26 protein-coding genes and 1 pseudogene are annotated in these 25,095 nt (G+C 65.6%); 13 read left to right on the forward strand and 14 right to left on the reverse strand.

All coding sequences use genetic code 11. From position 1 onward, the window contains the following. Nucleotides 1–2,406: a glycine--tRNA ligase subunit beta gene (gene glyS / locus PVE73_RS18750; protein WP_277363697.1), complete on the reverse strand. Its 2,406-nt coding sequence runs from the start codon at nucleotides 2,404–2,406 to the stop codon at nucleotides 1–3. Nucleotides 2,407–2,650: 244 nt separating this feature from the next. Between glyS and PVE73_RS18755 the strand changes: the two genes are divergently transcribed. Next, on the forward strand, nucleotides 2,651–2,824 hold the full coding sequence (locus PVE73_RS18755) for a hypothetical protein (protein ID WP_277363698.1): 174 nt from the start codon (nucleotides 2,651–2,653) through the stop codon (nucleotides 2,822–2,824). An 18-nt stretch (nucleotides 2,825–2,842) separates the two neighbouring features. Here PVE73_RS18755 and PVE73_RS18760 read toward each other — a convergent pair whose 3' ends face one another. From PVE73_RS18760 to PVE73_RS18770, 3 genes are all read right to left on the reverse strand, one after another. Beyond that, complete coding sequence (locus PVE73_RS18760; RefSeq protein ID WP_277367507.1) at nucleotides 2,843–3,775, reverse strand: glycine--tRNA ligase subunit alpha; 933 nt, start codon at nucleotides 3,773–3,775, stop codon at nucleotides 2,843–2,845. Nucleotides 3,776–3,945: 170 nt separating this feature from the next. Further along, a complete protein-coding gene (locus tag PVE73_RS18765) occupies nucleotides 3,946–5,997 on the reverse strand; it encodes a tetratricopeptide repeat protein (RefSeq protein ID WP_277363699.1) in 2,052 nt (683 codons plus the stop codon). 122 nt (nucleotides 5,998–6,119) lie between these two features. Continuing rightward, nucleotides 6,120–7,136: a polyprenyl synthetase family protein gene (locus PVE73_RS18770; protein WP_277363700.1), complete on the reverse strand. Its 1,017-nt coding sequence runs from the start codon at nucleotides 7,134–7,136 to the stop codon at nucleotides 6,120–6,122. A 143-nt stretch (nucleotides 7,137–7,279) separates the two neighbouring features. Here PVE73_RS18770 and PVE73_RS18775 point away from each other — a divergent pair, with 143 nt between their 5' ends. The 8 genes and pseudogenes from PVE73_RS18775 (at nucleotide 7,280) to PVE73_RS18810 (ending at nucleotide 13,366) form a co-directional block, all read left to right on the forward strand. Then, entirely contained in the window at nucleotides 7,280–7,504 is a 225-nt protein-coding gene (locus PVE73_RS18775) for a DUF2007 domain-containing protein (protein WP_277363701.1), read from the forward strand. 79 nt (nucleotides 7,505–7,583) lie between these two features. Then, a complete protein-coding gene (locus tag PVE73_RS18780) occupies nucleotides 7,584–8,360 on the forward strand; it encodes a methyltransferase (protein ID WP_277363702.1) in 777 nt (258 codons plus the stop codon). Nucleotides 8,361–8,449: 89 nt separating this feature from the next. Beyond that, nucleotides 8,450–9,310: a S49 family peptidase gene (locus tag PVE73_RS18785; protein ID WP_277363703.1), complete on the forward strand. Its 861-nt coding sequence runs from the start codon at nucleotides 8,450–8,452 to the stop codon at nucleotides 9,308–9,310. A gap of 169 nt (nucleotides 9,311–9,479) precedes the next feature. Further along, entirely contained in the window at nucleotides 9,480–9,665 is a 186-nt protein-coding gene (locus PVE73_RS18790) for a hypothetical protein (protein WP_277363704.1), read from the forward strand. 11 nt (nucleotides 9,666–9,676) lie between these two features. Then, complete coding sequence (locus tag PVE73_RS18795) at nucleotides 9,677–10,558, forward strand: 4-(cytidine 5'-diphospho)-2-C-methyl-D-erythritol kinase (RefSeq protein ID WP_277363705.1); 882 nt, start codon at nucleotides 9,677–9,679, stop codon at nucleotides 10,556–10,558. Then, the gene (moaB, locus tag PVE73_RS18800; RefSeq protein WP_277363706.1) at nucleotides 10,551–11,093 is read left to right on the forward strand and encodes a molybdenum cofactor biosynthesis protein B; all 543 of its coding nucleotides are present in this window, start codon (nucleotides 10,551–10,553) and stop codon (nucleotides 11,091–11,093) included. Before PVE73_RS18795 ends, moaB begins: the two co-directional genes overlap by 8 nt. A 145-nt stretch (nucleotides 11,094–11,238) precedes the next feature. After that, on the forward strand, nucleotides 11,239–12,393 hold the full coding sequence (locus PVE73_RS18805) for a PA0069 family radical SAM protein (RefSeq protein WP_277363707.1): 1,155 nt from the start codon (nucleotides 11,239–11,241) through the stop codon (nucleotides 12,391–12,393). Between the two features lie 267 nt (nucleotides 12,394–12,660). Next, a pseudogene (locus PVE73_RS18810) lies at nucleotides 12,661–13,366 on the forward strand (ribonuclease HII). A 268-nt stretch (nucleotides 13,367–13,634) separates the two neighbouring features. Here the strand turns inward: PVE73_RS18810 and PVE73_RS18815 are convergent. Beyond that, nucleotides 13,635–14,894, reverse strand: a complete 1,260-nt coding sequence (locus tag PVE73_RS18815) for an Hsp70 family protein (protein WP_277363708.1) — start codon at nucleotides 14,892–14,894, stop codon at nucleotides 13,635–13,637. 429 nt (nucleotides 14,895–15,323) lie between these two features. On the opposite strand from PVE73_RS18815, the gene PVE73_RS18820 reads away from it, so the two are divergent. Beyond that, entirely contained in the window at nucleotides 15,324–15,998 is a 675-nt protein-coding gene (locus tag PVE73_RS18820; RefSeq protein WP_277363709.1) for a TetR/AcrR family transcriptional regulator, read from the forward strand. 118 nt (nucleotides 15,999–16,116) lie between these two features. Here PVE73_RS18820 and PVE73_RS18825 read toward each other — a convergent pair whose 3' ends face one another. The 6 genes from PVE73_RS18825 to PVE73_RS18850 form a co-directional block, all read right to left on the reverse strand. Continuing rightward, nucleotides 16,117–16,596: a F0F1 ATP synthase subunit B gene (locus PVE73_RS18825; protein ID WP_277363710.1), complete on the reverse strand. Its 480-nt coding sequence runs from the start codon at nucleotides 16,594–16,596 to the stop codon at nucleotides 16,117–16,119. A gap of 11 nt (nucleotides 16,597–16,607) precedes the next feature. Further along, nucleotides 16,608–17,192 carry a F0F1 ATP synthase subunit B gene (locus tag PVE73_RS18830; protein WP_277363711.1) on the reverse strand — a complete coding sequence of 195 codons (585 nt, stop codon included), beginning with the start codon at nucleotides 17,190–17,192 and terminating at the stop codon, nucleotides 16,608–16,610. Nucleotides 17,193–17,255: 63 nt separating this feature from the next. Beyond that, the gene (locus PVE73_RS18835; RefSeq protein ID WP_008595464.1) at nucleotides 17,256–17,480 is read right to left on the reverse strand and encodes a F0F1 ATP synthase subunit C; all 225 of its coding nucleotides are present in this window, start codon (nucleotides 17,478–17,480) and stop codon (nucleotides 17,256–17,258) included. Between the two features lie 65 nt (nucleotides 17,481–17,545). Next, nucleotides 17,546–18,295, reverse strand: coding sequence for a F0F1 ATP synthase subunit A (locus tag PVE73_RS18840; RefSeq protein ID WP_277363712.1), 750 nt, complete (start codon nucleotides 18,293–18,295; stop codon nucleotides 17,546–17,548). Nucleotides 18,296–18,333: 38 nt separating this feature from the next. Continuing rightward, nucleotides 18,334–18,693 carry an AtpZ/AtpI family protein gene (locus PVE73_RS18845; RefSeq protein ID WP_277363713.1) on the reverse strand — a complete coding sequence of 120 codons (360 nt, stop codon included), beginning with the start codon at nucleotides 18,691–18,693 and terminating at the stop codon, nucleotides 18,334–18,336. Nucleotides 18,694–18,941: 248 nt separating this feature from the next. After that, entirely contained in the window at nucleotides 18,942–20,033 is a 1,092-nt protein-coding gene (locus PVE73_RS18850; RefSeq protein WP_277367508.1) for a cell wall hydrolase, read from the reverse strand. A 333-nt stretch (nucleotides 20,034–20,366) separates the two neighbouring features. Between PVE73_RS18850 and PVE73_RS18855 the strand changes: the two genes are divergently transcribed. Next, nucleotides 20,367–20,888, forward strand: coding sequence for an OsmC family protein (locus PVE73_RS18855; RefSeq protein ID WP_277363714.1), 522 nt, complete (start codon nucleotides 20,367–20,369; stop codon nucleotides 20,886–20,888). Here the strand turns inward: PVE73_RS18855 and der are convergent. The 3 genes from der to PVE73_RS18870 form a co-directional block, all read right to left on the reverse strand. Continuing rightward, nucleotides 20,885–22,306, reverse strand: a complete 1,422-nt coding sequence (gene der / locus PVE73_RS18860) for a ribosome biogenesis GTPase Der (RefSeq protein ID WP_277363715.1) — start codon at nucleotides 22,304–22,306, stop codon at nucleotides 20,885–20,887. The genes PVE73_RS18855 and der overlap by 4 nt on opposite strands. A gap of 5 nt (nucleotides 22,307–22,311) precedes the next feature. After that, nucleotides 22,312–22,983 carry a tetratricopeptide repeat protein gene (locus PVE73_RS18865; RefSeq protein WP_277363716.1) on the reverse strand — a complete coding sequence of 224 codons (672 nt, stop codon included), beginning with the start codon at nucleotides 22,981–22,983 and terminating at the stop codon, nucleotides 22,312–22,314. 154 nt (nucleotides 22,984–23,137) lie between these two features. Further along, complete coding sequence (locus PVE73_RS18870) at nucleotides 23,138–23,470, reverse strand: hypothetical protein (protein WP_277363717.1); 333 nt, start codon at nucleotides 23,468–23,470, stop codon at nucleotides 23,138–23,140. Between the two features lie 148 nt (nucleotides 23,471–23,618). Here PVE73_RS18870 and PVE73_RS18875 point away from each other — a divergent pair, with 148 nt between their 5' ends. Both PVE73_RS18875 and PVE73_RS18880 read left to right on the forward strand, forming a co-directional pair. Then, nucleotides 23,619–24,611: a polysaccharide deacetylase gene (locus tag PVE73_RS18875; protein ID WP_277363718.1), complete on the forward strand. Its 993-nt coding sequence runs from the start codon at nucleotides 23,619–23,621 to the stop codon at nucleotides 24,609–24,611. Nucleotides 24,612–24,805: 194 nt separating this feature from the next. Next, entirely contained in the window at nucleotides 24,806–25,072 is a 267-nt protein-coding gene (locus PVE73_RS18880) for a YMGG-like glycine zipper-containing protein (protein ID WP_277363719.1), read from the forward strand. Nucleotides 25,073–25,095 lie beyond the last annotated feature (23 nt).

Genomic DNA, 25,095 nt, shown 5'->3' on the forward strand with positions numbered 1-25,095 from the left:
TCACCCCGCGATCTTCGAGAAATCGGCCACCCTGCCGGTCGCCTCGCGGATGCGGGCGAGCAGCGCCAGCCGGTTGGCGCGAACCGAATCTTCCTCGACATTTACGAGGACTTTCTCAAAGAAAGAATCAACCGGCTCGCGCAGCGCCGCAAGCGCCGTCATGGCGGCCGAAAAGTCTTGGTTCTGAATCGCTTCGCCGGCTTCCTTCTTGGCCTGATTCACCGCGCTGAAGAGCCTGATCTCCGCTTCCTCTTTGAGGAGCGCGGGGTGGACGGCTTCGGCGATCCGCGTGCCCTTCTTCTCCTCGGCGGAAAGGATGTTCGCTGCGCGCTTGGTCCCCGTGAGAAGGTTCTGGCCCGTCTCGGTGCCGAGCAGGTCCGAAAGCGCTTCCACGCGGCGGACAACGAGCAGAAGGTCGTCGTTCGATGAAGGCGCAATCTCCCCCCTTGAGGGGGAGATGCCCGGCAGGGCAGAGGGGGGCAACGAAGAGCGCCCTTCATCAACTCGTGGAGAGGCCGGCGGGACAGCGCGCCCCTCTGTCGCCTTCGGCGACATCTCCCCCTCAAGGGGGGAGATCGGGCGCCCACTCGCCAGCACCGCGTCTATGAGATCATAGCGGGCACCCTTGTCACGCAGGTAGACCTTCAGGCGGTCATGGAAGAAGGAGAGAAGAGAGTATGCAATCGCGCGCGCCGGATTGTAGTTAAAGGTCGTTCCCTCGACAGCCGTTGCAGCTAGCAATTGTGCCTCCCCATCCACAACAGCACCACCTGATCGAACCATATCCTCGGGAAGCGCAACAAGGGGGCGTTCAACGGCCGGTATGAGTGGCAGGAGAATCCCATTCTCCACCACGATCCTGATCACGCCGAGCGCCGCCCGTCTCAGCGCATACGGGTCCTTGCTTCCCGTCGGCTTCTCGTCGATCGCCCAGAAGCCGACGAGCATGTCGAGCTTGTCGGCGAGCGCAACGGCCACCGAGACCGGGTCGGTGGGCACGATGTCGGAGGGGCCGAGCGGCTTGTAGTGCTCTTCGAGCGCGCGGGCGACGGAGGGGTTCTCGCCTTGGAGCTCGGCGTATTTGCGGCCCATGGCGCCCTGGAGCTCGGGGAATTCGCCCACGACCTCCGTCTGCAGGTCGGCCTTGGCGAGGACGGCGGCGCGTTCGGCCAGCGCCGGGTCGGCGCCGACAACGGGTGCGAGCTCGCGCGCGAGCCGGCGGATACGCTCGACGCGCTCGCCTTGCGTGCCCAGTTCGGCGTGGAAGGTGACGCCGAGGTGGTCGAGCCGCGCCATCCGCTGGTCGAGCGGCTTTTTGAGATCGAGGCCGAATTTTTCGGCGGAATCCTTCAGCCGGTCGAGGTCCGGCAGGTCGGCCTGGTCGGTCCTCCAGAAATAGAGCGCGTCGGACAGACGGGCGCGGACCACCTTGCCATTGCCGTAGGCGATGTCCTTGCCGCCATCCGATGCCGCGATATTGGCCGTGATGATGAAGCGGCTGGAGAGCTTTTCCGGCTCGCCCTGCGGGCGGGTGACGAAACACTTCTGGTTGGCGCGGATGGTTAGGCGGACGACCTCCGGCGGGATTGCCAGATAGGCTTCCTCAAACTCGCCCATGAGGACAACAGGCCATTCGACAAGGCCGGAGACCTCTTCCAGAAGCCCCTCGTCCTCGACCAGCTCGAGGCCGCTCGCGAAAGCGAGATTCTTCGCGTCGTCCAGGATGATGCGCTTGCGCCGCTCGGCATCGAGCACGACCTTCGCCTGCTCCAGCTTCTCCACATAGTCATCGAAGCGGCGGACGGTGATGGGGCCGGGCGCGTGGAAGCGGTGGCCGTAGGTGACGTTGCCGGAGCGGATGCCGTCGATCTCGAACTCGACCACCACCGGCTCCTCCGTCTCCGGGCCGAAGGTGCAGACGATCGACTGCAGCGGGCGTACCCAGCGTAGGCTGCCGGGATTGCGCGAATTGGAACCCCAGCGCATGGACTTCGGCCAGGGGAAATCGCGGATGACTCCGGGCATCAGCTCCGCGATGATCTCCTCGGCCGCCCTGCCCTTCTTCTCGATGACAGCGACGTAGAAGTCGCCCTTCTTCGGGTCGGTGTGCACATGCGTCTGAGAGATGTCAGTCAGTCCTGACTTACGAAGGAAGCCCTGGATAGCCTGCTCCGGCGCGCTGGTCGACGGCCCCTTGATCTCCTCGCGCACGTCGCGCGAGCGGGCGGTGATGCCGCGGACATCGAGCGCCAGGCGGCGCGGCGTCCAGTATTCCGAGGCCGCTTCGTAGGTGAGGCCCGCTTCCACCAGACCGTCCGTCACCAGCTTCTTCAGGTCGCCCGCGGCCTTCCGCTGCATGCGGGCGGGGATTTCTTCGCTGCGAAGTTCAAGAAGAAGGTCGGGCATGGATTGGCTCGATGCTTGGAAGGTTTGCCGGGGCAATAGCAACTCGCCCGGCAACTGTCACCCGATATGGTGCCGGAAATGGCATCTTTGGCCCCCAAAGTGGCACCATCCGACATTGAGAAAAACTTCACCGCAGTGTCGGATCGGCAGGTGATCGCCCGTCCTTGGAGCGAAATCACTCAACGCAACGAAAGGCGCTGAAGCGCGAGCGCTTCAGGCGGCGAAGCTTTGTCCGGAACCGGCCATGAAAACGGCATCGACACTTCTGCAACTGATCGCGCTTCTCGCCTGCTTCATGGCGCATCAGGCCTTTTCGGACGAGATGGCCGGCGTCCGGCGCGCCATCGAGACGACGACCGGAAAGTGCAAACCGGCTGGGCCTTCCGCCCCCGCAATCTATTTCTGCCCCGAAACGTAAGGAGCGGTCGCCGACCGTTCAGGCGGCGGTCGCCAAGGTCGCTCCGCCTGCCTCCGTCTGGAGAAAGGCTTCGCCGCAAGCCTTCGCGAGGTCGCGCACGCGCAGGATATAGCTCTGGCGCTCGGTGACGGAGATCACGCCGCGCGCGTCGAGAAGATTGAACACGTGGGAGGCCTTGATGCACTGGTCATAGGCCGGGAAGACCATCTTGTGCAGGGCGGCGTTGTCGCTCGGGCGCGGGCTGCCTGCTTCCAGAAGCGCGCGGCACTCCTTCTCCGCATCCTCGAAGTGGCGGAAGAGGATTTCCGTGTTCGCATACTCGAAATTGTGCCGCGAATATTCCTGCTCCGCCTGCAGGAACACATCGCCATAGGTCACCTTGTCCAGCCCTTCGAGGCCGTTGAAATTCAGGTCGTAGACATTGTCGACGCCCTGCACATACATGGCCAGCCGCTCCAGCCCATAGGTAAGCTCGCCGGAGACGGGCGCACATTCGATGCCGCAGACCTGCTGGAAATAGGTGAACTGGGAGACCTCCATGCCGTCGCACCAGCACTCCCAGCCGAGCCCCCAGGCGCCGAGGGTCGGGCTTTCCCAATCGTCCTCGACGAAACGGATGTCGTGGAGCAGCGGGTCGAGGCCGATTGCGGCGAGCGAGCCCAGGTAGAGCTCCTGCAGGTTGGGCGGGTTCGGTTTCAGGATCACCTGATACTGGTAATAATGCTGCAGACGGTTCGGGTTTTCGCCGTAGCGGCCATCCTTCGGCCGCCGCGAAGGCTGCACATAGGCAGCGTTCCACGGCCGGGGCCCGAGCGAGCGCAGCGTCGTTGCCGGGTGGAAGGTGCCGGCACCCACCTCCATGTCGTAGGGCTGGAGAATCACGCAACCCTGCGCGGCCCAATAATTATGCAGCGTCAGGATCAGGCCCTGGAAGGACCGGGAGGGGTGCATGTGCGGGAGGGCGCTTGCGTTCACGCGAACTTCTCCAAGGATCAGGCTCGGCTCCGTCCTATTGCGGGCGCGCGTGAGCGTCAAGCAATTGGCTTGGGCGGCATGGTGCCGGGGATCAGCCGATCCGATAGGGTCCCGGATAGCCCTTCGGGGCTTCCGGGATCACGGAGTTATCGTCCGCCAGCAGGCAGCGTCAGCTCAAGGCCCGGGCGGATGCGGTTCGGATCACCCTTCAGAACCGGGTTCAGGTCGAGAATCTCGCGGAAGCGTTTGCCGTCGCCGAGCTCCTCCACGGCGATGGACCAGAGCGACTGGCCCGGCTTGACCTTGTAGGTCTCCCCGTTCGCGGCCGCCGCATCGGCGGCGGGAGCTTCTTCCGGCGCGGCCGCGGGTGTGTCGGGCTTTGCCGCGGGCTCCTCCGGCTTCTGCGCCGCCTGGGCCGAGGCTTCCTCGCTGAGGACGCGGGGCGTGCCCGCCGCGTCGGCCACCTTCTTGCCGTCCTCCGGCGGAAGGCCGTTCTCCAGCTTCTCCTCCACCTGGGCCAGAAGATCGGGCTCGGGTTCGAGGTCCTTCACCTGAGCCCACTGATAGCGCGCCTCGAGGCGGCGGCCGACGCGCCAGTAGACGTCGCCCAGGTGGTCGTTCAGCACCGCATCCTCCGGGCGCAGCGAGACCGCGCGTTCGAGCTGCGTGACCGCCTCGTCGTACTGGCCGAGCCGGTAATAGGCCCAGCCGAGCGAATCCACGATGTAGCCGTCGCTGGGGCGCAGTTCGACCGCCTTGCGGATCAAGTCCATGCCCTCTTCGAGGTTCATGTTCATGTCGATCCAGGAATAGCCGAGATAGTTCAGCACCTGGGGATGGTCGGGATAGAGCTCCAGCGCCGTCTTGAAGTTGGGCTCGGCCTTCGGCCACTCCTTCAGCCGCTCATAGGCGATGCCGCGCTGATAGAAGATGTTCCAGTGCTCGCGCGCGGGCTCGGCGATCTGCTCCACCGCCCGGTCGTAGAGCTCGGCCGCAGCACGGTAATTCTTCTCGCTGCTGTAGACGCCGCCAAGCGCCAGGTAGGCGCGCATGTCCTTCGGATCGGCATCGAGCACCTTCTTCAGATGCGCGATCGCCTCTTCGTTGCGCTTGAGATCGGCAAGGTTGAGCCCGATCTGGAAGGCGGCGAAGCGCGCCCAGGGCGAATCGTCCTCGATCTGGCGGTAGATGGCGATGGCCTCCTCGCCGTCTTGCTGCCGCTCGGCGACATGGGCCAACTGGACGAGGATGGCGTCGCTCCGCGGGCGCAGAGCGCGGCCGAGCTGGAGATAGAGGCGGACGAAGGCATCTCCGCCGCCGCTCGCAAGCTCGGTGCCGATATTGAGCAGGATCTCGGCTGCGCCGTCGGAAGGGTCCTTCACGACCGGCGCGAGCTTTTCGCCCGCCTCCAGCTTGGCACGCAGCTCGGGGATGGTGACGATGCCGCCGCCGGACTGCTCCGCCTGGCTGAGCACGGCGAGTGCGCGTTCGGTTTCGCCACGGCTGGAGAGATAGGACGCATAGACCTCGGCGAGCCGACCGAACGTATCTGGCGCCACAGAGCGCGGCGCGAGTGTCCCCACCACCTCCTCGAAGGCGGCGTCCGCGTCCTCGTCCCGCCCGCCATAGGCCAGGATCAGCGCGTGATGATAGCCCTTGAAGAGTTCGTACCAATCGGGACCGTCGAGATCGTCGAGATTGGCGAGAGCAGCATCCACGTCGCCCTGCCCCACCTTGGCCCAGCTCGTCATGATACTGGTGATCAGACGGTCGAGATCCGATTCCAGAACGAGATTGAGCCAGCGCTCGGCTGCGGGGAAATCCTTGTCGCGGAAGGAATCGACGGCGAGCGCAAGGCGCGAGAAGCGCTCGACCTCGGGCACGGCCTGCAGCTTCTCCGCAAAGGGCAGCGCCTTGTCCAGGTCGCCCTGGCTGATAAGCGTGAGCAGCAGCGTCTGCTGCAGATCCGTGTTGTCGGGGTCGAAGGCGAGCGCACGCTCGTAATAGGTGACGGCGCTGTTCAGATCGTTGTCGAACTCGGCCGCCCGCCCCGCGAGATAGGCGCCGGAAAAGGTCTTCGTCGGCACGGCGCCGGTGACCGCGGGCGTCGTTTCCTTGGCGATCCCCGCCTCGAGCGACATTGTCATGAAGACCGCGAGTGCCGCCGTCGTCCTGAGTGTTGCCTTCATTCGCCGCATGCCTTCCCTTCCGTCCGGTTCGGCAGCTTCCCGTACGGAAGCCGCCACGGAATCTCGCTACCCGCAGAGCATGGCCTTTTTGCGATTGCGCTTCAACCGATGCCGGCGATTTTCACGGGGCGTCAAGAAACGCGGCTGATGCAGAAATCGATGACATCGAAGAGGGCGGCCTTCTGCGGCGTGTTCTTGAGCGGTGCAAGCGCGTCGCGCGCGATCTCGCCGAAATGGCGCGCGCGGCCGATCGTATCGCCGATAGCGCCGTGGCGCTTCATCAGCCCGATGGCCTTTTCGAGCGCGGCATCGTCGCTCTCGTCCTCCTCGATGGCGCGCTTCCAGAAAAGCCGCTCCTCCTCGGCGCCGCGCCGGTAGCTCAGGATCACCGGCAGGGTGACCTTCCCCTCACGGAAATCGTCGCCGACATTCTTGCCCAGATCGGTGGTGCTGCCGCCATAGTCCAGCGCATCGTCGACAAGCTGGAAGGCAAGGCCGAGATTGGTGCCGAAGGAGCGAAGGGCGGCCCGGTCGTTGCGCGTGGCCTCGGCGATGATGGGGCCCACCTCGGCGGCGGCGGAGAAGAGCGCAGCGGTCTTCGCCTTGATCACGCTGAGATATTCGTCCTCGGTGGTCTCGAGGTTCTTGGACACGCCGAGCTGCATCACCTCGCCCTCCGCGATCACGGCGGCGGCGGCGGAAAGCACGTCGAGGGCATCGAGCGAGCCGACATCGACCATCAGGCGGAAGGCCTGGCCGAGCAGGAAGTCGCCGACGAGGACGCTCGCCTGATTGCCCCAGATCATGCGCGCCGTCTTCTTGCCGCGCCGCATGTCGCTTTCGTCGACGACGTCGTCATGGAGCAGCGTGGCCGTGTGCATGAACTCGACGCTGGTGGCGAGCTTCACGTGGCCCTCGCCCGCGTAGCCGAACATCTGGGCGGCGGCGAGGGTGACCATCGGGCGCAGCCGTTTGCCGCCGGAGGAGATCAGGTGACGCGCAAGCTCGGGAATGAGTTCCACATCCGAGCCGGCCTTGGAGAGAATCAGCTCGTTGACCCGCGCCATATCGTCGTTGGTGAGACCGATCAGGCGGTCGATCGAGGCCGCACCGCGCTTGCCGTCTTCGAGGTTCAATACGACGCCCACCAGTGCTTCTCCTTCCTTGCCGGCCTGCGCCGGAAGTGTATGGCCGCTGCCGCCGCCGCCGCAAGCGGCGAATTAGCGCGGGTTTTCGGTAGGACAACCGGCGCTCATTTACAAGCGCGCACCAACCTGCCAACGTCGCCGGCATGATCGAACTCATCCGCACCAATGACGCCGTCGCCATCTCCTTCATCGAAAGCCTGCTGCGCGACGCGGACATCGACTACCACATCGCGGACCGGAACATGAGCATCATGGAAGGTTCCCTCGGTGTCCTGCCGCGGCGCGTGCTGGTCGCGGAGGAACAGGCCGAAGAGGCGCGCCGGCTTCTCGCCGATGCCGGGCTGTTGGGGACCGGGGGTGAGGATTGAAATCGTCGCCGGGAACGCGTGAAAAGGCGCCGGCCGAACTTGCCTCGGGCCCGGAATAATTTCGCATCGTCGCCAACCCATGAACCGCAAATCGGACTTCACCGTCGACGCCTTCCACCGCGGTGGCTTCCACCTCGTGCAGCCCGTCGGCAAGGGGCATCGGGCGGGGCTGGACGCCATGCTGCTTGCTGGCGCGGTGCCTGACGGCTTCGCCGGGCGGGTTGCCGATCTCGGCGCAGGTGCGGGTGCGGCGGGGTTTGCGGTCGCCGCCCGCTGCCCGCAGGCGCAAGTGCTCCTGGTCGAAAAGACGGAGGAAATGGCGGAGTGTGCGCGCAAAAGCTGCGACCTCCCTCAGAATGCGGCGCTTGCTCCCCGCCTCGCGGTGCTTCAGGCCGATGTGGAGCTTGCCGGCCCCGAACGCGCGCAAGCGGGACTTGATGACCGGTCCTTCGACTTCGTCATCATGAACCCGCCCTTCAACGCGGCCCGCGACCGCGCCACGCCGGATGCGCTCAGACGCGAGGCGCATGTCATGGCGGACGGGCTCTTCGAGCGCTGGCTGAGGACGGCGTCAGCCATCACCGGACCTCGGGGCGAGGTGGCGATCATCGCCCGGCCGGCATCGCTCGGCGACATCCTTGCGGCGCTGGAAGGCCGATTCGGCAGCCCGCGCTGCATGCCGATCCACCCGCGCCCCGAGGCGGAGGCGATCCGCATCCTCCTGCATGCCCGCAAGGGCGCGCGCGGTGCACTCGCGCTCGCAACGCCGCTCGTGCTGCACGAGAAGGACGGCCGCGCCTTCACCGCGCGCGCCGACGCCGTCATCAACGGCAGGGAAACCCTTTTCACCTATTGACGTTGCCAATTAAGGTCGTTCCCGGACAGCGCCATTGCGTCCCGCCGGCCAATGCCTACATGACACCGAAACCGCCCCGGAGACCCGACGTGAAAGAATCGCTGGCACGCCTCCTGCCGAAATCCCTCCGCTCCGACGCCGTCACGATCCCCGTCATCAGGCTGCACGGCACGATCATGGCGGGCGGAAGCCCCATGCGCCAGTCCCTTTCGCTCGCTTCCACGGCAGCGCTTCTGGAAAAGGCGTTCTCCTTCTCCGCGCCGGCCGTGGCCATCTCCGTCAACTCGCCGGGTGGCTCGCCCGTGCAGTCGCGCCTCATCTACCGGCGCATCCGCGACCTCGCCGAGGAGAAGAAGAAGCGCGTGCTCGTCTTCGTCGAGGACGTCGCGGCTTCCGGTGGCTACATGATCGCGCTTTCGGGCGACGAGATCATCGCCGACTCCTCCTCCATCGTGGGCTCGATCGGCGTCGTCTCGGCAGGTTTTGGTTTCCAGGACCTCATCAGGAAGATCGGCGTCGAGCGGCGCGTGCACACATCCGGCCGCAACAAGGCCATCCTCGATCCCTTCCAGCCGGAAAAGGAAGAGGATGTGGAGCGGCTCAAGGCACTGCAGGAGGACGTGCACCAGAGCTTCATCGCGCTGGTGAAGGAGCGGCGCGGGGCGAAGCTCGCCGAGGACGACGATCTCTTCACCGGGCTGTTCTGGACCGGCGAGCGCGGCCATAGCCTTGGTCTCGTGGACGCCACCGGCGACATGCGCTCCTATCTCAAGAAACGCTATGGCGAGAAGACGCGCCTCAAGCTGGTGAGCGCGCCGCGCGGGCTGTTGGGACGCCGGCTCGGCTTCTTCGGCATCGACGGGCGCGGGGCGGATATCGCCGCGGCCGCCGCCACGGGCCTCCTGGAGGCGGCGGAGGACCAGGCGCTGTGGCGCCGGTATGGGCTGTGATGCCGCCTTTGCTCAGCCGTCAAACCGCCTTGGATCATGATGCCGCCTCGTTGAATCGGCATCATGATCCAACTTTTTGCTTGAGCATGATCTTTTCCGAAAACCGGCATCCACTTTTCGGGATCATGCCCTAGAATGACATCGATCGCCGCCAAGGAGGCATTTGGCCATGCCGCAACTGATCTTCTTCGCCCTCATCGCCACCGTGGCCATCTTCGGCTACCGCGCCTTCCTGCGCGAAGCGGAACGCGTGACGAAGCGCATGGAGCGCGCCCGGCAGGAAGCGGCTACGGGCAGCATGGGAACCCTGGTCAAGGATCCCCGGACCGGCGAATACCGTCTGGCGAAGGACTGAACGGCTTCACGATGAAGCTCGAGAGCGCCGCACCGGCGAAGATCAACCTGGCGCTCCATGTCACGGGCCGCCGCGACGACGGCTATCACACGCTGGAAAGCCTCGTCGTCTTCGCCGGCTATGGCGACCGGCTCACCGCGGCGGCGGCGGACCGCGACTCCTTCTCGGTCCGCGGGCCCTTCGCCGCGGGACTTCCCGGCGAGGCCAACCTGGTGCTCAGGGCGCGTGACCTCCTGCGGGAGCGGTTCGGCGCGCGCGCGGAGCGGCCGGTCGCACTCACCCTCGAGAAGAACCTGCCCGTGGCAGCGGGCGTGGGCGGCGGTTCCAGCGACGCAGCGGCCGCCCTCAATCTTCTCGTGCGCTTCTGGGGCATCGATGCGCAACCGGCAGCGCTGGCGGAAATAGGTGTCCGGCTCGGCGCGGACATCCCCATGTGCCTTGCCGCCCGGCCGCTGATCGCGCGCGGGATCGGCGAGACACTGGAGCCTGTTCCTTCGCTGCCCCCGCTTTCCATCCTGCTCGTCAATCCCGGCCTGCCGTTGGCGACGCCGGTAGTCTTCGCCGCCCTCATGGAGCGCGAGAACCCGCCCTTGCGCGCCCTTCCCCCCGATGCGGGGCTGGCGGAACTGGTGGACTGGCTGCGGCGCGCCCGCAACGATCTGGAACCGCCCGCGCTTTCGCTGATGCCCGAAATCGGCGGGGTGCTGGGCCAGATGCGGACGGAAGGGGCGCTGATCGCGCGCATGTCCGGCTCCGGCGCCACCTGCTACGGCATCTTCAAGACGCCGGGAGAGGCCCGGCGCGCGGGCATCGCGATCGCCGGCAGGCATCCCCGCTGGCTGGTGCAGGCGACCACGACCATGACCTCGACACCGGAGTTCGGCCATGCCTGAACGGCAGTTCATCCCCGTGCGCTTTGCCGTGCTTACCGTCTCCGACACGCGGACCCTGGCGGACGACAAATCCGGCCAGACCCTGGCGGACCGCATCGGAGAGGCCGGCCACGAAGTCGTCGACCGGGCCATCGTGCCCGACGACTCAGGCCGCATCCGCCGCCTCGTCCAGGCCTGGTGCGCCGACCCGCGCGTGGATGCCGTGATCACCACCGGGGGAACTGGTTTCACCGGCCGCGACGTGACGCCGGAGGCGCTGGAACCCCTGTTCGAAAAGCGCATGGACGGGTTTTCACAGGTTTTCCACAGAATCTCCTTCGAGAAGATCGGCACCTCCACGATCCAGTCGCGCGCGACCGCCGGGCTGATCGGCCAGACCTTCGTCTTCGTGCTTCCGGGGTCGCCCGGCGCCTGCCGCGACGCCTGGGATTCCATCCTTAGGGACCAGTTCGACTACCGGCACACGCCCTGCAACTTCGTCGAGATCATGCCCCGGCTCGATGAGCACCTGAAGCGCGGCGGCGGCGTCTCATGAGCGGCAATATCCACAGATGGCCACGCTGAGCGCCTTTTTCCGCGTTCTGTGATTGTGCGCAAATGTTCTTGATTTGTTCTCATTCCGAGAGTAGGAATAGATTCATCTCAAGATGGCGCACCGGTCGCATGGCGCGGAGGCAGTAATGGAACAGATCGCACGGGCAGACATTGCCGCTTTCAGCGGTGGAGGTTCTGCCATGGCAAATGCGGTGATCGAGGATGCGGGCCTGCGCATCGGCGAGGATCGCCGGAGAGGGCGCGGCGCAGGCGTGAATCCGAGTGGCCGGTTCGAGCCGCTGACGCGCCATGTCTTCGATGACGGGTGGGAGACGCTGGAGGAGTTGCCGCCCTTCAGGACCGAGGTGCAGGTGGAAAAGCCCCGCACCATCATCACGCGCAACACCTCGCCCGACATCTCGTTCGACCGCTCGATCAATCCCTATCGCGGCTGCGAGCACGGCTGCGTCTACTGTTTCGCGCGGCCGACGCATAGCTATATGGGGCTTTCGCCGGGGTTGGATTTCGAATCGAAGCTGTTCGCCAAGCCCGATGCCGCGCGGCTTCTCGAAAGGGAGTTGGCAAAGCCCGGTTACGAGCCGCGCACGATCGCGATCGGGACCAATACGGACCCTTACCAGCCGATCGAGAAGAAATGGCGCATCATGCGCGAGATCCTCGAAGTGCTCGACGCGCACAACCATCCCGTGGGGATCGTCACCAAGTCTGCGCTCGTCACGCGTGACATCGACATCCTCTCGCGCATGGCCGAACGGGGACTTGCCAAGGTGGCGCTTTCGGTCACCACGCTCGACCGGCGGCTCGCCCGCACCATGGAGCCCAGGGCCGCCACGCCCACGCGCCGGCTGGAGGCGGTTCGCAGCCTGAGCGATGCGGGCGTGCCAGCCTCGGTGATGATCGGGCCGGTCATTCCCGGCCTCAACGACAGCGAGATCGAGCGTATCCTCGAATCGGGCCATGCCGCGGGCGCGCGCGAGGCGGGATATGTGATCCTGCGCCTGCCGCTCGAGGTGAGCCCGATCTTCAAGGACTGGCTCCTGCGGCACTATCCGGACCGCTACAGGCACGTGATGTCGCTCGTCCGCTCGATGCGCGGCGGCAAGGACTACGATGCGGAATGGGGCAAGCGCATGCGGGGCACGGGTCCCTACGCCTGGCAGATCGGTCGCCGCTTCGAGATCGCCGCACGGCGCATAGGCCTCAACCTCGAGCGCCGGAAGCTCAGGACGGATCTCTTCAAGGCGGGAAAAGGCGAAGGCGAGCAGTTGAGCCTGCTTTAGGCGCCGCGGTACGGAGAAAAGAAGGATTGGGGAACGGGCATCATCCGCGCTTCGAGCGGCAGATGCCGCGGGCGGACAGCAGGCGGAAGCGCCAATGCTCCCCTCGCACAGGAAGGAATAGTGGTTCTCCGGGCCGGTGAAGCCCCACGCCGCCCGGAATGACCGTCGCAGCCCCGCACCCGGGCCGACGGCGGCCTTTCCGGCTTTTTTGCCCCACCTGCCGGGAAAGGCTTGCGGAGAATCGGAAGCGATGCAAGCATCGCCGCCATGGCTTCATCGTGTTCCGATTCTCCGCTTCTCTTCGACTTGCCCGTGCGTCCGGATTTCACGCTGGAGGCCGGCATCATGCGCGAGGGTCTCGCGCCCGTGGCGGGGCTCGATGAGGCTGGCCGCGGCCCGCTCGCCGGGCCCGTGGTGGCGGCGGCGGTCGTGCTCGACCCCGATCGCATCCCCGGGGGCTCGACGATTCCAAGCGGCTGACGGCGGAGGCGCGCGAGGCGCTGGTCAGCGACATCTTCGGCGCAGCGCTCGCCGTCTCCGTCGCCTCGCTCTGCGCGGGCAGCATCGACGGATCGAATATCCTGAAGGCCAGCCTAGAGGCGATGCGGCGTGCGCTCGAGGGGCTTTGCCTGCCTCCCGCCTATGCGCTGGCGGACGGGCGCGACATCCCCCGGGGCTGCCCTGCCCCTGCCGCGCCGTGGTCAAGGGCGACCAGCGTTCGCAGTCGATCGCGGCGGCGTCCATTGTGGCAAAGGTGACGCGGGACCGCATGATGGTGCGGACGGGCACGCTCATGCCGCATTACGGTTTCGACAGCCATGTGGGCTACGCCACAGAGCGCCACCGGTCGGCGATCCTCGAACATGGTCCCGTCTCGCGGCTTCACCGCATGAGCTTCTCGCCGTTCAAGCCCTCGGCCGACGAGGCGGCCGCGATTCCGGCGGAGCAGCCGGAGGCCGGCTTCGTCACGTGACGGCTCTCCGCCAGAGCGCGCGCAGGCCATTTGCGGGTGTGAAGCGGAAAAGCGGTGATGTCTCCGTCTGAAGCGCTCGGGCCTGCCGCTTCCCTGGATTCTTCTGCTGGAAGGCCGTGATTGAGCACGAACCAGCCGTTCCCAGAAAGGGTCGGCACAGGGCGCCCTTTCCTCCGTCCCAAGATTCGCCTTTTTCAACGCCGGCCCTTGGATCCGTCCAGCGGCATGGCCTTAACGGAACTCAATGCGCCCGCCCATGCAACAAGGGCTACGCGAACCGCCGGGCGGCGTCGACGGCGAGTCCCAGTCCGACCGAGCCGAACTGGTCGGACCGGGCGATGCGGGCATCGGGGAACCGCGCGGTCGCGGCCGTCCGCACCAACGGAACCTGTGCGCCGCCACCTGTCAGGATAACGGTTTCGATCGCCCCCGCGGCCACTCCCGCACCGCGAAGGGCGTCTTCGATCGCGACGCCGATCTTTTCCACCAGTTCGGCGCTCGCCGCGTCGAATGCGCCGCGGCTGACCGGCAGCGCCAGCGACAGGCCCGACTCGTCGAGATGGATGACGGTGTCTGGTGCATCCGTCAGTTCGATCTTGGCTTTCTCCACCTGGGCCGCGAGCCTGTGGCCGGAACGGTGGACCAGCAGATGCTCGAAGCGCGCGAGCTTTTCCGGCTCGGCCGCCTCGCGCGCCAAGGACCGGATATCCTGCAGGGTCTTCGCCGTATAGAGCTGGTTGATCCTGTGCCAGGTCGCCATGTCATTGAAATACCACACCGGCAGATGGCGCTTGCCGTCGCGGGTCTTCGTGCCGAGCCCCATATGCGGCATGACCTTCGCGATGTTGAGGCAGCGGTCGAAATCGGTCCCGCCGACATGGACACCCGACGTGCTCAGAATGTCGCCGCGCCGATCCGCCGCGCGCGAGCGCTCGGGCGAAAGCCGCAGAACCGAAAAATCGGACGTCCCGCCGCCGATGTCGACCACGAGGGCGAGCGCTTCTTCATTGAGCGAGCGTTCGAAGTGGAGTGCTGCGGCGACCGGCTCGAACTGGAACTCCACGTGACGGAAGCCCTCCGCACGTGCGGCAGCCTCGAGCTGATCCTGCGCGGTGCGGTCGGCGGTCCCGTCACCATCGACGAAGGAAACGGGCCGACCCAGCACCACATGATCGGGCATGCCGCTGGGCTGCTGTTCGAGGCGCTCCTTCAGATGGCGGAGGAAGCGGCCGATCAGTCCCTGGAAGGTCAGGCGGTCGCGGCCGACCTGTGTGGTCTCCTTCATCAGGCTGGTGCCGAGGATCGACTTCAGTGCCCGCATGAAACGTCCCTCCGCGCCGTCCATATACTGATGAACGGCCGACCGGCCGAAATGCACGCTGCCGTCCTCCAGGCTGAAAAAGAGTGCCGACGGGATGGTGAGATCGTCGTCCTCGACGGGGATCAGAAATGGGTCGCCGCCGCTTGCGCAGAGACCGACGGTGGAGTTGGTGGTGCCGAAATCGACACCGCAATGAAAGCGGCTCATGGAGAATGACTCGCAAGGGCATCGGACGGGTGCGATCGCGCACCGCGAATGAGGAATGCTCGGAACGGACACCCTCTAGTCCATTGCATGCCGGATGAAAACCTTCGCAACCTATCGTCGAGACGATACCCTGCGCTTCCAGCGAGGCGATTGCCAGCTCTCAAACTGAGGCATCACCCGGAAGGCATTGTTCGGAAGGGAGCCGCTTGCGCGGGCTGTTGCCGTTATATAGTCTAACGTCAGTTAGGGCCTGTGAGCACTAGGGCGCACTCCGAGACCGCCGAATGTCAGCCGGCCCGAGGGCAGCTGCCGTGACCATGCGGCATTGTCCGCAGACCTCTATAAAGTTCAACACGATCATCGACGGTCAAGATGTCCACCGAGGCCGCCAAGAGACCGAGCCGCAGAGAGAAGTTCAGGGAAGCCACCATGGCGGAGATCCGGGAAATCGCCCGCGATCTTCTCGTCAAGAAGGGCGCCCCGGCGGTCACGGTCAATGCCGTGGCGCGGAAGATGGGCATGAGCGGACCCGCACTCTATCGCTATTATCCGAGCCAGGGCGACCTGATCGAAGCCGTGCGCAGCGACCTTTATTCCGAGCTGGTGGCGGCGCTGACCTCGGCGCGCGACGGGAGCGGTGCCGACAGACCCGAGCGCCGCCTGCTTGCCATCAGCCGCGGCCTGCGCGAATGGGCGATCGCGCATCCGACAGAGTTCGGGTGCCTGTTCGCCACGCCCGCTTCCCCGGCGGGGCCGGAACGCTGCGCCAATGTAAGCCAGACGGGCCGCGCCTTCGGACAGGTTTTCCTGGAGGAAATCGTGGCGATCTGGCGCACGCGGCGTTTCCCGCTCCCGAGCATCGAGGACATGGACCCCTCGCTCGCCGCGCAACTGCGCGCCTATTCGGAGAAGATCGAGGGCGCCCTGCCTCCTGAAGCGGCCTATATCTTCCTCTCCTGCTGGATGCGGCTCTACGGCCTGCTCTGCATGGAGGTGCTCAACCAGATCGGGTTCGCCTATAGCGACTTGTCGCCCGTCTTCGAGGAATGCCTGCAGGACCTCTGCCGGCTGCTCGACATCCCATACGAGGCGCCGTCGACATAGCCTCCTGGGCGCGGCGGCGACGCGTTCACGTGCGCAGCAGAGGGCAGGCACCTTGAAGCGTTTCAGAGTAAAAAAGCCGCCCCGAGGGGCGGCGTTTTTTCAGAACAGTGCGGCAGGCTCAGTTCAGCTTCGACTTCACTTCCTGAAGCGACGCCTTGAAGAGGTCCCCGCCGGTCTTGGCGTCGACCCGGTCGGCCAGCAGCCTGCCGGCGGCGGCGATCGCGACATCGACCGCGTTCGCCCGCACCTCGTTCACCGCATCCCGTTCGGCCTGGGCGATCTTCTGTTCGGCCAGGGCCGTGCGGCGCACGACATACTCTTCCGTCTTCGCCTTCGCATCGGAAACGATAAGCTTCGCTTCCCGTTTGGCGGCGTCGACGAGGTCCTTCGCCTCCTGCTCGGCCTCGCGGCGTTTACGCTGGTACTCGGCGAGCAGCTGCTGGGCGTCCTCGCGCAGCCGACGCGCCTCCTCGAGCTCGTTGCGGATGCGATCGGCACGGCTGTCGAGCGAGCCCGCGAGCATGGCCGGCACCTTCACGTAGAGGAGAATGCCGATAAAGATGATCAGCGCAACCAGCGCCCAGAACGTCGCGTCCATGCATCCCTCTCCTACTGCTGTGAGGCCTTCACCGCCGCCGAGAGCGAGGCCTTGTCGACCTTGCCGCCGACAAGCTCCTGGACGATGGCCGCGGCCGTGTCCTCGGCAATCGCGCCGACATCCTTCAGCGCCGAAGTCTTGATCTCGGCAATCCGATCCTCGGCATCCTTGAGCTTGGCGTCCAGGCCGGCTTCTACCTTGCGGCGCTCGGCCTCGGCCTCCGCCTTGGCGTTGTCACGCGCTTCCTGCGCGATCTGGGAGGCCTTCTTGCGCGCCTCGGCAAGTTCCTGCTCGTAAGCAGCCACCGCAGCGTCGGCCTCTTCCTTCATGCGCGCGGCCTGATCGAGATCCTGGGCGATGCGGTCGCGCCGCACTTCCAGGATGCTGCCGATGCGCGGCAGGACCACCCGTTTCAGGAACAGGTAGAACAGCCCGAAGGTGATGGCCAGCCAGAGAAGCTGCGAAGGATAGGTGGAAGCGTCGAAGGGAGGAAAGGCGCCCTCATGCGCGCCGCCTTCCGCAACGCCCGTTTCCGTATGTGTTTCGCCGACGGCCTGATCAGCCGCCTCCTGCGCGAATGCCGGTGCCACGAACATGGCTTTCCCCTTGTGGTCGAAACCGGCCGCGAGCCGCGGCCGGTCCAGGCACGAAACCGCCGATTAGGTGAAGAGGAGAAGCAGCGCCACCAGCAGCGAGAAGATGCCAAGCGCCTCGGTCACGGCGAAGCCGAAGATCAGGCGGCCGAACTGACCGTCGGCAGCGGACGGGTTGCGCAGCGCGCCCGCCAGGTAGTTACCGAAGATATGGCCAAGGCCGATGCCGGCACCGCCCATGCCGAGGCAGGCGATACCCGCGCCGATTGCCTTTGCTGCTTCTACTTCCATCTTACGAACTCCTTGTGGGTCTGGATTTCAGATTGGTCTGGCGGAGGCCCGCCGGTGAACTTTTCCTAGTGGCCCGGGTGCAGGGCGTCGTTGAGATACATGCAGGTGAGAACCGCAAAGACATAGGCCTGCAGGAAGGCGACCAGGAATTCGAGACCGGTGAGCGCCACGGTCATGGCAAGCGGCAGCACCGCGCCGGCGGCGCCCGCCACGCCAAGGGCGCCCAGCGACGTGACGAAGCCGGCGAAAACCTTGAGCGTGATGTGGCCGGCCAGCATATTGGCGAAAAGACGGACCGAGAGGCTGATCGGCCGGGAAAGGAAGGAGACGACCTCGATCGTGACCACCAGCGGCACCAGCACCGCCGGAACGCCGCTCGGCACGAAGAGCTTCAGGAACCCGAAACCGTGTTTCAGAAAGCCATAGACAAGCACCGTCCCGATGACGAGGAGCGCCAGCGCGAAGGTGACGATGATATGGCTCGTGACGGTGAAGAAATAGGGGAACAGCCCGAGAAGGTTCGCCACCAGCACGAACATGAAGAGTGAGAAGACGAAGGGGAAGAACCGCATTCCCTGACTGCCCGCCGCGTCACGCAACATCGAGGCCACGAACTCGTAGGCCATTTCCGAAACCGACTGCAGCCGGCCCGGAACGAGACCACGGCTCGACGTGGTCAGATAAAGGAACGCACCGGCGCCGGCCACGGTGGCAAGCATGAAGGCCGAAGAATTGGTGAAGGAAAAATCGAGGCCGCCGATTTCGATCGGTATCAATTTCGAAATCTGAAACTGGTGGATCGGGTCTGTGGCCACTGGGATCCCCTCGTCCTCAACACGCGGCGCGAAAGCGCCTACTTCTTTTCCCGCGGATCACTGCCGCCCTTTTCCGGCGCCTTCGATCCGAATTCAGCTACAAGTCCCGCCGAACGCAGGACATTAAGAATTCCCGCCCCGAAACCCAGGAGCAGGAAAATGATCAGTCCCCAAGGCGAGGTGCCGGCCATCCTGTCGATGAACCAGCCCAGGCCCGCTCCAACAAGGATGCCGGCGATGAATTCGCTGGAAAGCCGCAGCGCATTCCCGAAACCGCCCACACCGCCTGTCTTCGCGCCCCCTGCATCGCTCGGCACTTTCGGCTTTCGCAACGCCAGGGCCGCCTCGAGATCGCGCCGCCGCTTCTCCAGATCGCCCGGCTCTTGCTGATGGGTCATCAGAGCCTCCACGCCGGTTTTCGGCCAGCGGATCCCCCGCCTCGAAGTCGCGCGCAACATAGTGAGCGGGCTTGCGGCAGTCAAGCCGCGCAGCACCGATGTTGGTGCGCGTTTTTCTCTTTTATATTCAGCGTGTTACATCGGTGCGACAAAGCGTCTGCCGCAACGCACCTTCCCATGACCGGGGAATCGCACCGTTTCCCGCCGCGCATGCGGCCCCGCCCTCCCCCGTGGAGAGGGCTGCCGCACTAATTCCACCCGCCGCCGTAGGTGCGGTAGAAGATGTGCTGGCCGATCTTCTTGGTCTTCTCCATGGCCCTCGCCCATCGCGGATGGACATAGGTGGCGTGGTAGTGGGTGGAGGAGCCCACTTCATCGAGCCAGATCTTGCCCGCGGTGACGGCCATGGCCACCTCCTTGGCGGTGCGGAAGTGCCCGGGGCTCGCCACGCGGTCCTTGATGCCGTCGCAGGCGAAGGAGAACTGGCAGCGGTTGCGCCATTTCTCGTTCTGGTAGACGACACCGCAGATCGAGTTCGGATAGGCCGGGTTGCGCACGCGGTTCAGGATGACCTGGGCCACGGCCGCCTGGCCGCGCACCGGCTCGCCGCGCGCCTCGAAATAGATGCCGGCCGCAAGGCATTGCTGCTCGCGCTCGGAGAAGACCTCGGGCGGCAGGGGCGTGCGCGCCCAGGGATGATCGCTCGGCGGGACCGGCGGGATGAAACGGCCGTCATCCTCGTCGCGCAGGATGCTGGCGAAGGGCGAGGCCTTGGCATAATCCGGCTCCGCCGGCGCGTAGGCGGTGGCCAGGATATCCGCCTTCTCGTTGTTCACCAGATCGGCGATGACGGCCGGCAAGTCTTGCTGTGCCTCGTGCTTGATGTAGAAGGCCGAGGCGATCTGCACCTCCTTGCCCCTGATCTCCGGCTTGGTGAAGGCCATCAGCATCTCGCCGACCGGCTCGGGCTTGAGCAGGCTGGTCTGCTCGAAGATCGAGCCCGCGTTGAAGAGGCGCGGCGGCGCCATCGGCAGGGTCTTTACCAGGCGGCCCTGCTTGGCGGCGCGGTTGATGTTCTTCTCGTCCGAGCCCTCCTCCGCCTTGCCGTGGGTGCGGAACGCGACCTCGCCGACGCCCGGCGTGTCCAGGCCGGCACCGGACATGGTGGAGACCGGCATATCCTGGTTCTTGAAGGGCATCTCTGCCTGATGCACGGAGCCGGCCACCGAGCGCTCGACCACGGCCGCCCAGCGCGCCTGCACCTCCTGCCCGGAAACCAGGCTCACCATATCCTGGTAGGCGACAACCGTGGGGAAGCCGAGCCAGAAACCGAGAGCCAGAGCGAGGGAAGGAAAATGTGAGCGTTCCTGCCCTGGCGCCCTACGCCGCCTTACACCTGAAGCAAACACCCGCACCCTCTCGAAACTAAAAACGCTGACTGTTCCGAGCCTATTTCGTTAACCTTGATCGCCGGTTAACGGGGGCACGAAAATGGAGGGAATGAGACTTCGGAGACGATCTTCCCGGCCCTGCGGTGAAATGTCCCGCAAAAGGAGGATCTCAGGCGTCCTCCCGCCACTGCCTGTGACTATTCCGCTCCCTCCGCTCAACGCATCGGCGTATCATGGTCTCCGCCTCCCGCCGGCAAAAGCGGGAACACGGAGGACATGGCCATGGACGCCACCACATTGCGCGCCATCCAGGCGCCGCTGAAGGAGCACTACCGCTCCGATCCCCTATCCGCGTGCATCACGCTCAAGGCGCGCGGTAGCCTCGACAATGAAATCATCGCCTGCAAGGTGGAGACCGGCCGTTCGCTGGCCGTAGCGGGCCTGCATCCAGGGACCGGCGGCTCAGGGGCGGAACTGTGCTCCGGAGACATGCTGCTCGAAGCGCTGGTGGCCTGCGCCGGCGTGACCCTGAAGGCGGTGGCCACCGCGCTGGAGATCCCAGTCAGGTCCGGCGAGATAGCGGCGGAGGGCGATCTCGATTTCCGCGGCACGCTCGGCGTTGCCAAGGACGCGCCGGTGGGTTTCGCGGAGATCCGTCTCGCCTTCCTGCTCGACACCGATGCGCCGCAGGAAAGCCTCGACCAGCTTCTCAAGCTGACGGAGCGGTATTGCGTCGTCTATCAGACCATCCGCAACGGCCCACCCGTGGAGATGAGCCTGGAGCGCAGGCGGGATGCGATCTAACCCCGCTTGCGCGCCCTTCCCGCATAGGGGTTCTCGGATGTGCGCAGCGAAATCCTGATCGGCACCCCATGGATGTCGAAGGCGTCGCGCAGGCCGTTGACGAGATAGCGGATATAGGACTGGGGCATGGCCTCGGGGCGCGAGCAGGAGAGCACGAAACCGGGCGGCCGCGCCTTCACCTGCGTCATATATTTCACCTTCAGCCGCCGGCCGGCCACCGCGGGCGGCGGATGCCGGGTGGTGGCCTGCTCCAGCCAACGGTTCAGCGGCCCTGTCGGGATACGGCGGTTCCACACCTGATGCGTGTCGACGGCGGCCTGGATGAGCTGGTCGAGCCCGCGCCCGGTTTCGGCCGAGAGGGTGACGGCGCGCAGGCCGCGGGCCTGCGGGAGCAGGCGCTCGGTCTTCTCGCGCAATTCCGCCAGCTTCTCCTGGCGGTTCTCGATCAGGTCCCACTTGTTGAAGGCGATGACGGGCGCCCGTCCCTCGCGAAGGATCAGATCGGCGATCTGCAGGTCCTGCTTCTCGAAGGGCATGGTGGCATCGAAGACCACGATCACCACTTCGGCGAAGCGGATGGCGCGCAGCGTTTCGCCGACGGAGAGCTTTTCGAGCTTTTCCTGCACGCGCGCCTTGCGCCGCATGCCGGCCGTATCGAACAGCTTGATCTCGCGGCCGCGCCAATGCCAGTCGACGGAGATCGAATCGCGGGTGATGCCCGCTTCGGGACCGGTCAGGAGGCGCTCCTCGCCGATCAGCGCGTTGATGAGCGTCGATTTGCCGACATTCGGCCGGCCGACCACGGCAATGCGGATGGGCTTCGTCGGATCATAGCGGGTCTCCTCCGAATCCGGATCGATGTCCTCGCCGATCAGAGGCGCAGCGCCCTCCCCTTCCACCTGCGCTTCCTCCTCTTCCGCCGCCTCGCCCATATATTCGGCGATGGCGTCGCGCAGCTCGGCCAAGCCCTGGCCATGCTCGGCGGAAACGGCGACCGGCTCGCCCAGACCCAGGCCGAAGGACTCCAGCACGCCCGCATCGGTGCCGCGCACATCGGTCTTGTTTGCGACCAGCACGACGGGCTTGCCCTTGCGGCGCACCACCTCGGCAAAGGCCTGGTCGTCCGGCATCAGCCCGGCGCGCGCGTCGATCATGAAGAGAACGAGGTCGGCTTCCTCGATCGCCGTCTCCGTCTGGGCGCGCATGCGCCCGGCGAGCGTGGGGGCAGCGGCCTCTTCGAGGCCGGCGGTGTCGACCACGTCGAAACGCAGGTCGAGCAGGCGAGCGGGATGGACGCGCCTGTCACGCGTCACCCCCGGCGTGTCGTCGACCAGCGCGATGCGACGGCCGACGAGCCTGTTGAAGAGGGTCGACTTGCCGACATTGGGCCGGCCGACAATGGCGACCTTGAAGGTCATGGGGACTATCCAGACTGGCCGCTGCCGGAACCGGCGATGAGATCCGACATCATCTCCGCCCGCTGACGGGCCCCTTGCGGTGCCTGCTCGTCATCGGCGATCTGGCCGAAAAGGGCGAGTGCGTTCTCGCGGTCGCCTTCCTTCCAGGCGGCGAGCGCCAGCGCCTCGCGGGCGAGATGGCGCATGGGATTGCCGTCGGCGGTCAACGCCTCCACACGCGCGGCCACATCGGCATAGGATCCGTGGTCGACGAGCAGGAGCGCGGCGCGCAGGCGTGCCATGTCGCGGATCGCCGCCGGCGCGGAGCCGTCATTGGCGACCGCATCGAAGCCGGCGATCGCGCCTTCCACATCGCCGCTGTCTGCGAGTGCGGTGGCAGCGCGCAGGCGCGCCAGCATGGGATAGGCGCCGGCGCCGGTCTCCTCGAGGTCTTGCAGAACCTCCAACGCCTCCTGGTTGTTGCCTTCCTCGGAAAGCTCCAGCGCCTGCGCGAAGCGGTCGCCCGAAGCGTTGGCGCGCGAGGTCGACCAGTAGTCGTAGGCCACCCAGGCAGCCGTGCCCAGCACCGCCAGCACCGCAATGCCAATGGCGATCGGCCCATAGCGCCGCCCCAGCGCCTTCATCTGGTCCTGGCGAAGCTCTTCGTTGACTTCGCGAATGAAACTGTCGTCGGACATCTATACCCTGTTCTTCCCGGCCGGCGGCCTCGCCCACGGCTTTTAACTGAATTTCCCGCACATGGAAGGGGTCGCGCGAAATCCCCTGCATACCGCACGGGTTCTACGCACCGCATTTTGACGCAAGAAAGACCGGCCGCAGGGACCGGCGCACTCAGCCCGTGGTGCCGTGGCTGCTGAGCAGGCGGAGAATCTGCACCTGCTCCGGCAGCTCGATCAGAAATTCGGCGTCGCGCGGGAGGTGATGGATCCGGGTGGGATCGGACCCGGCGAACACACTCATGGCCTCCACGCTCTCCCAATAGGAGATCGTCATGAACTCGGTCTCGTCGCCGCGATCTTCGCGGAAGGTCTGCACGCCCAGCGCCTTCTCGATGAGCGGCTTTACGCCGGCCTCGTAGTTGTAGGCCTCATATTCGTCCGCCCGATCCCGTGTCGTCCGGCCGCGCCAGATGCGCGCAATCGCGGGTCGCTTGCCATCGGTCATTTCATCCTCCGTCCTTCATCTGCAGAAGCGGGCCTCGCAGCCCGCCGGTCCAGACGTTTACCAAACCTGTGCAAATTCCTCACGAAGTCCACTCCCCGCCATAATTGCTTCCTACCGGCGGGTGGGGTTCATCTATATCGGTTTTCACATGTCACTTCTTACGCGTCTCGGCGCCCTCGCCCTCACCCTGCTCCCCGCAGCAGCACTGGCCGAAAGGGCGCCGCGCCCGCCGCAATATGTCATCATCTCCTTCGACAGCGCTTCTTTCATCGAGCAGTGGGAACGCAGCCGCTCGCTGGGCCAGCGCACCGGCGCGCGCTTCACCTATTTCCTATCCTGTGTCTACCTGCTCTCGCCGGAGACGAAACAGATCTACCGCGCGCCGGGTATGAAGGCGGGCAGGTCGAATATCGGCTTCGCCGCTTCGGCGGAGGACGTGCACGCACGCCTCGACCAGATCTGGGCAGCGCGCGGCGAAGGGCACGAGATCGCCAGCCATGCCTGCGGGCATTTCGACGGCGGCAAGTGGAGCGAAGCCGACTGGGACAGGGAATTCGACCAGTTCCGCACCATCCTGCGCGATGCCTGGCAGATCAACGGGCTTGCCGGGGAGCCGGAAGGGTGGCGCGTGTTCGCCGAAAACGGTCTGGAAGGATTCCGCGCCCCTTATCTGGCGATCGGCCCGGCCCTTTCGGCAGCGCTTGCAGAAAACGGCTTCAGCTACGACGCCAGCGCCGTTTCACGCGGGCCGGCCAAACCGACGAAGAATGGCGGCATCGTCCACTTCTCGCTACCCCTCATCCCAGAGGGGCCGGCGAAGAAGCGCGTGATCGCCATGGACTACAATCTCTATGTCCGCCATTCCGGCGGGTTCGAACGGCCGAGCCAGGCCGATCTCTTCGCCGAGCGCGCCTTCGACGCCTTCCGCACGGCTTTCGAACGGGAATATGGGGGAGAGCGGGTCCCGCTGCAGCTCGGCTTTCATTTCACGCTGATGAACAACGGCGCCTACTGGCAGGCGCTGGAGCGGTTCGCCGAGGAAGTGTGCGTCAAACCCGACGTGCGCTGCGTGAGCTACAGCCAATATCTCGACGAGACGGCATCCCGGTCGGCCGAATCGAGGGCCAGCATCGACGGATGATCGGCAGGGAACGCCCTCAGCCCTTGGGCCTCGAAATTATTCCATCTGTGACGAATTTGGCGCATTCGCGCCGAATTGCCGCCGGGCGCTTGACGCGGGAGCCCGGACGGTGGAGCATCGCGCGCGTCAATAGGCCCGGAACGAAATGCCGCGTGGCGAATTGTGCCGGTGCAACGCCATTTTGGAGAGACCTCATGAAGAAGCTCATTGTTGTGGTTCCGTTCCTTCTCGCTGCCGCTGCCTGCACCCCCACCCAGCAGGGCGCGGCGATCGGCGGCGTGGGCGGCGCGGCAGTCGGTGCGGCCGTTGCGGGCGACGACCTTGAAGGCGCGGTCGTCGGCGGCGCAGTCGGCGCGATCGCCGGTGCGCTGATCGGGCGTGCATCCGAAGGCTCCAACCAGTGCATCTATCGCGACGAGTACGGACGCCGCTACACCGCCGCGTGCCCGCGCGGCTATTGAGCCGAACGCAAATGCCCGCCCCG

The sequence above is a fragment of the Chelativorans sp. AA-79 genome (assembly GCF_029457495.1).
In the GTDB taxonomy this organism is placed as follows: domain Bacteria; phylum Pseudomonadota; class Alphaproteobacteria; order Rhizobiales; family Rhizobiaceae; genus Chelativorans.

Excerpts from the sequence above, each read along its gene's own strand:
- glyS (WP_277363697.1), bottom strand. The coding sequence starts at position 2,406 with ATGCCCGACCTTCTTCTTGAACTTCGCAGCGAAGAAATCCCCGCCCGC.
- PVE73_RS18755 (WP_277363698.1), top strand. The coding sequence starts at position 2,651 with ATGAAAACGGCATCGACACTTCTGCAACTGATCGCGCTTCTCGCCTGC.
- PVE73_RS18760 (WP_277367507.1), bottom strand. The coding sequence starts at position 3,775 with ATGCACCCCTCCCGGTCCTTCCAGGGCCTGATCCTGACGCTGCATAAT.
- PVE73_RS18765 (WP_277363699.1), bottom strand. The coding sequence starts at position 5,997 with ATGCGGCGAATGAAGGCAACACTCAGGACGACGGCGGCACTCGCGGTC.
- PVE73_RS18775 (WP_277363701.1), top strand. The coding sequence starts at position 7,280 with ATGATCGAACTCATCCGCACCAATGACGCCGTCGCCATCTCCTTCATC.
- PVE73_RS18780 (WP_277363702.1), top strand. The coding sequence starts at position 7,584 with ATGAACCGCAAATCGGACTTCACCGTCGACGCCTTCCACCGCGGTGGC.
- PVE73_RS18790 (WP_277363704.1), top strand. The coding sequence starts at position 9,480 with ATGCCGCAACTGATCTTCTTCGCCCTCATCGCCACCGTGGCCATCTTC.
- PVE73_RS18795 (WP_277363705.1), top strand. The coding sequence starts at position 9,677 with ATGAAGCTCGAGAGCGCCGCACCGGCGAAGATCAACCTGGCGCTCCAT.
- moaB (WP_277363706.1), top strand. The coding sequence starts at position 10,551 with ATGCCTGAACGGCAGTTCATCCCCGTGCGCTTTGCCGTGCTTACCGTC.
- PVE73_RS18805 (WP_277363707.1), top strand. The coding sequence starts at position 11,239 with ATGGAACAGATCGCACGGGCAGACATTGCCGCTTTCAGCGGTGGAGGT.
- PVE73_RS18815 (WP_277363708.1), bottom strand. The coding sequence starts at position 14,894 with ATGAGCCGCTTTCATTGCGGTGTCGATTTCGGCACCACCAACTCCACC.
- PVE73_RS18820 (WP_277363709.1), top strand. The coding sequence starts at position 15,324 with ATGGCGGAGATCCGGGAAATCGCCCGCGATCTTCTCGTCAAGAAGGGC.
- PVE73_RS18825 (WP_277363710.1), bottom strand. The coding sequence starts at position 16,596 with ATGGACGCGACGTTCTGGGCGCTGGTTGCGCTGATCATCTTTATCGGC.
- PVE73_RS18830 (WP_277363711.1), bottom strand. The coding sequence starts at position 17,192 with ATGTTCGTGGCACCGGCATTCGCGCAGGAGGCGGCTGATCAGGCCGTC.
- PVE73_RS18835 (WP_008595464.1), bottom strand. The coding sequence starts at position 17,480 with ATGGAAGTAGAAGCAGCAAAGGCAATCGGCGCGGGTATCGCCTGCCTC.
- PVE73_RS18845 (WP_277363713.1), bottom strand. The coding sequence starts at position 18,693 with ATGACCCATCAGCAAGAGCCGGGCGATCTGGAGAAGCGGCGGCGCGAT.
- PVE73_RS18855 (WP_277363714.1), top strand. The coding sequence starts at position 20,367 with ATGGACGCCACCACATTGCGCGCCATCCAGGCGCCGCTGAAGGAGCAC.
- der (WP_277363715.1), bottom strand. The coding sequence starts at position 22,306 with ATGACCTTCAAGGTCGCCATTGTCGGCCGGCCCAATGTCGGCAAGTCG.
- PVE73_RS18865 (WP_277363716.1), bottom strand. The coding sequence starts at position 22,983 with ATGTCCGACGACAGTTTCATTCGCGAAGTCAACGAAGAGCTTCGCCAG.
- PVE73_RS18870 (WP_277363717.1), bottom strand. The coding sequence starts at position 23,470 with ATGACCGATGGCAAGCGACCCGCGATTGCGCGCATCTGGCGCGGCCGG.
- PVE73_RS18875 (WP_277363718.1), top strand. The coding sequence starts at position 23,619 with ATGTCACTTCTTACGCGTCTCGGCGCCCTCGCCCTCACCCTGCTCCCC.
- PVE73_RS18880 (WP_277363719.1), top strand. The coding sequence starts at position 24,806 with ATGAAGAAGCTCATTGTTGTGGTTCCGTTCCTTCTCGCTGCCGCTGCC.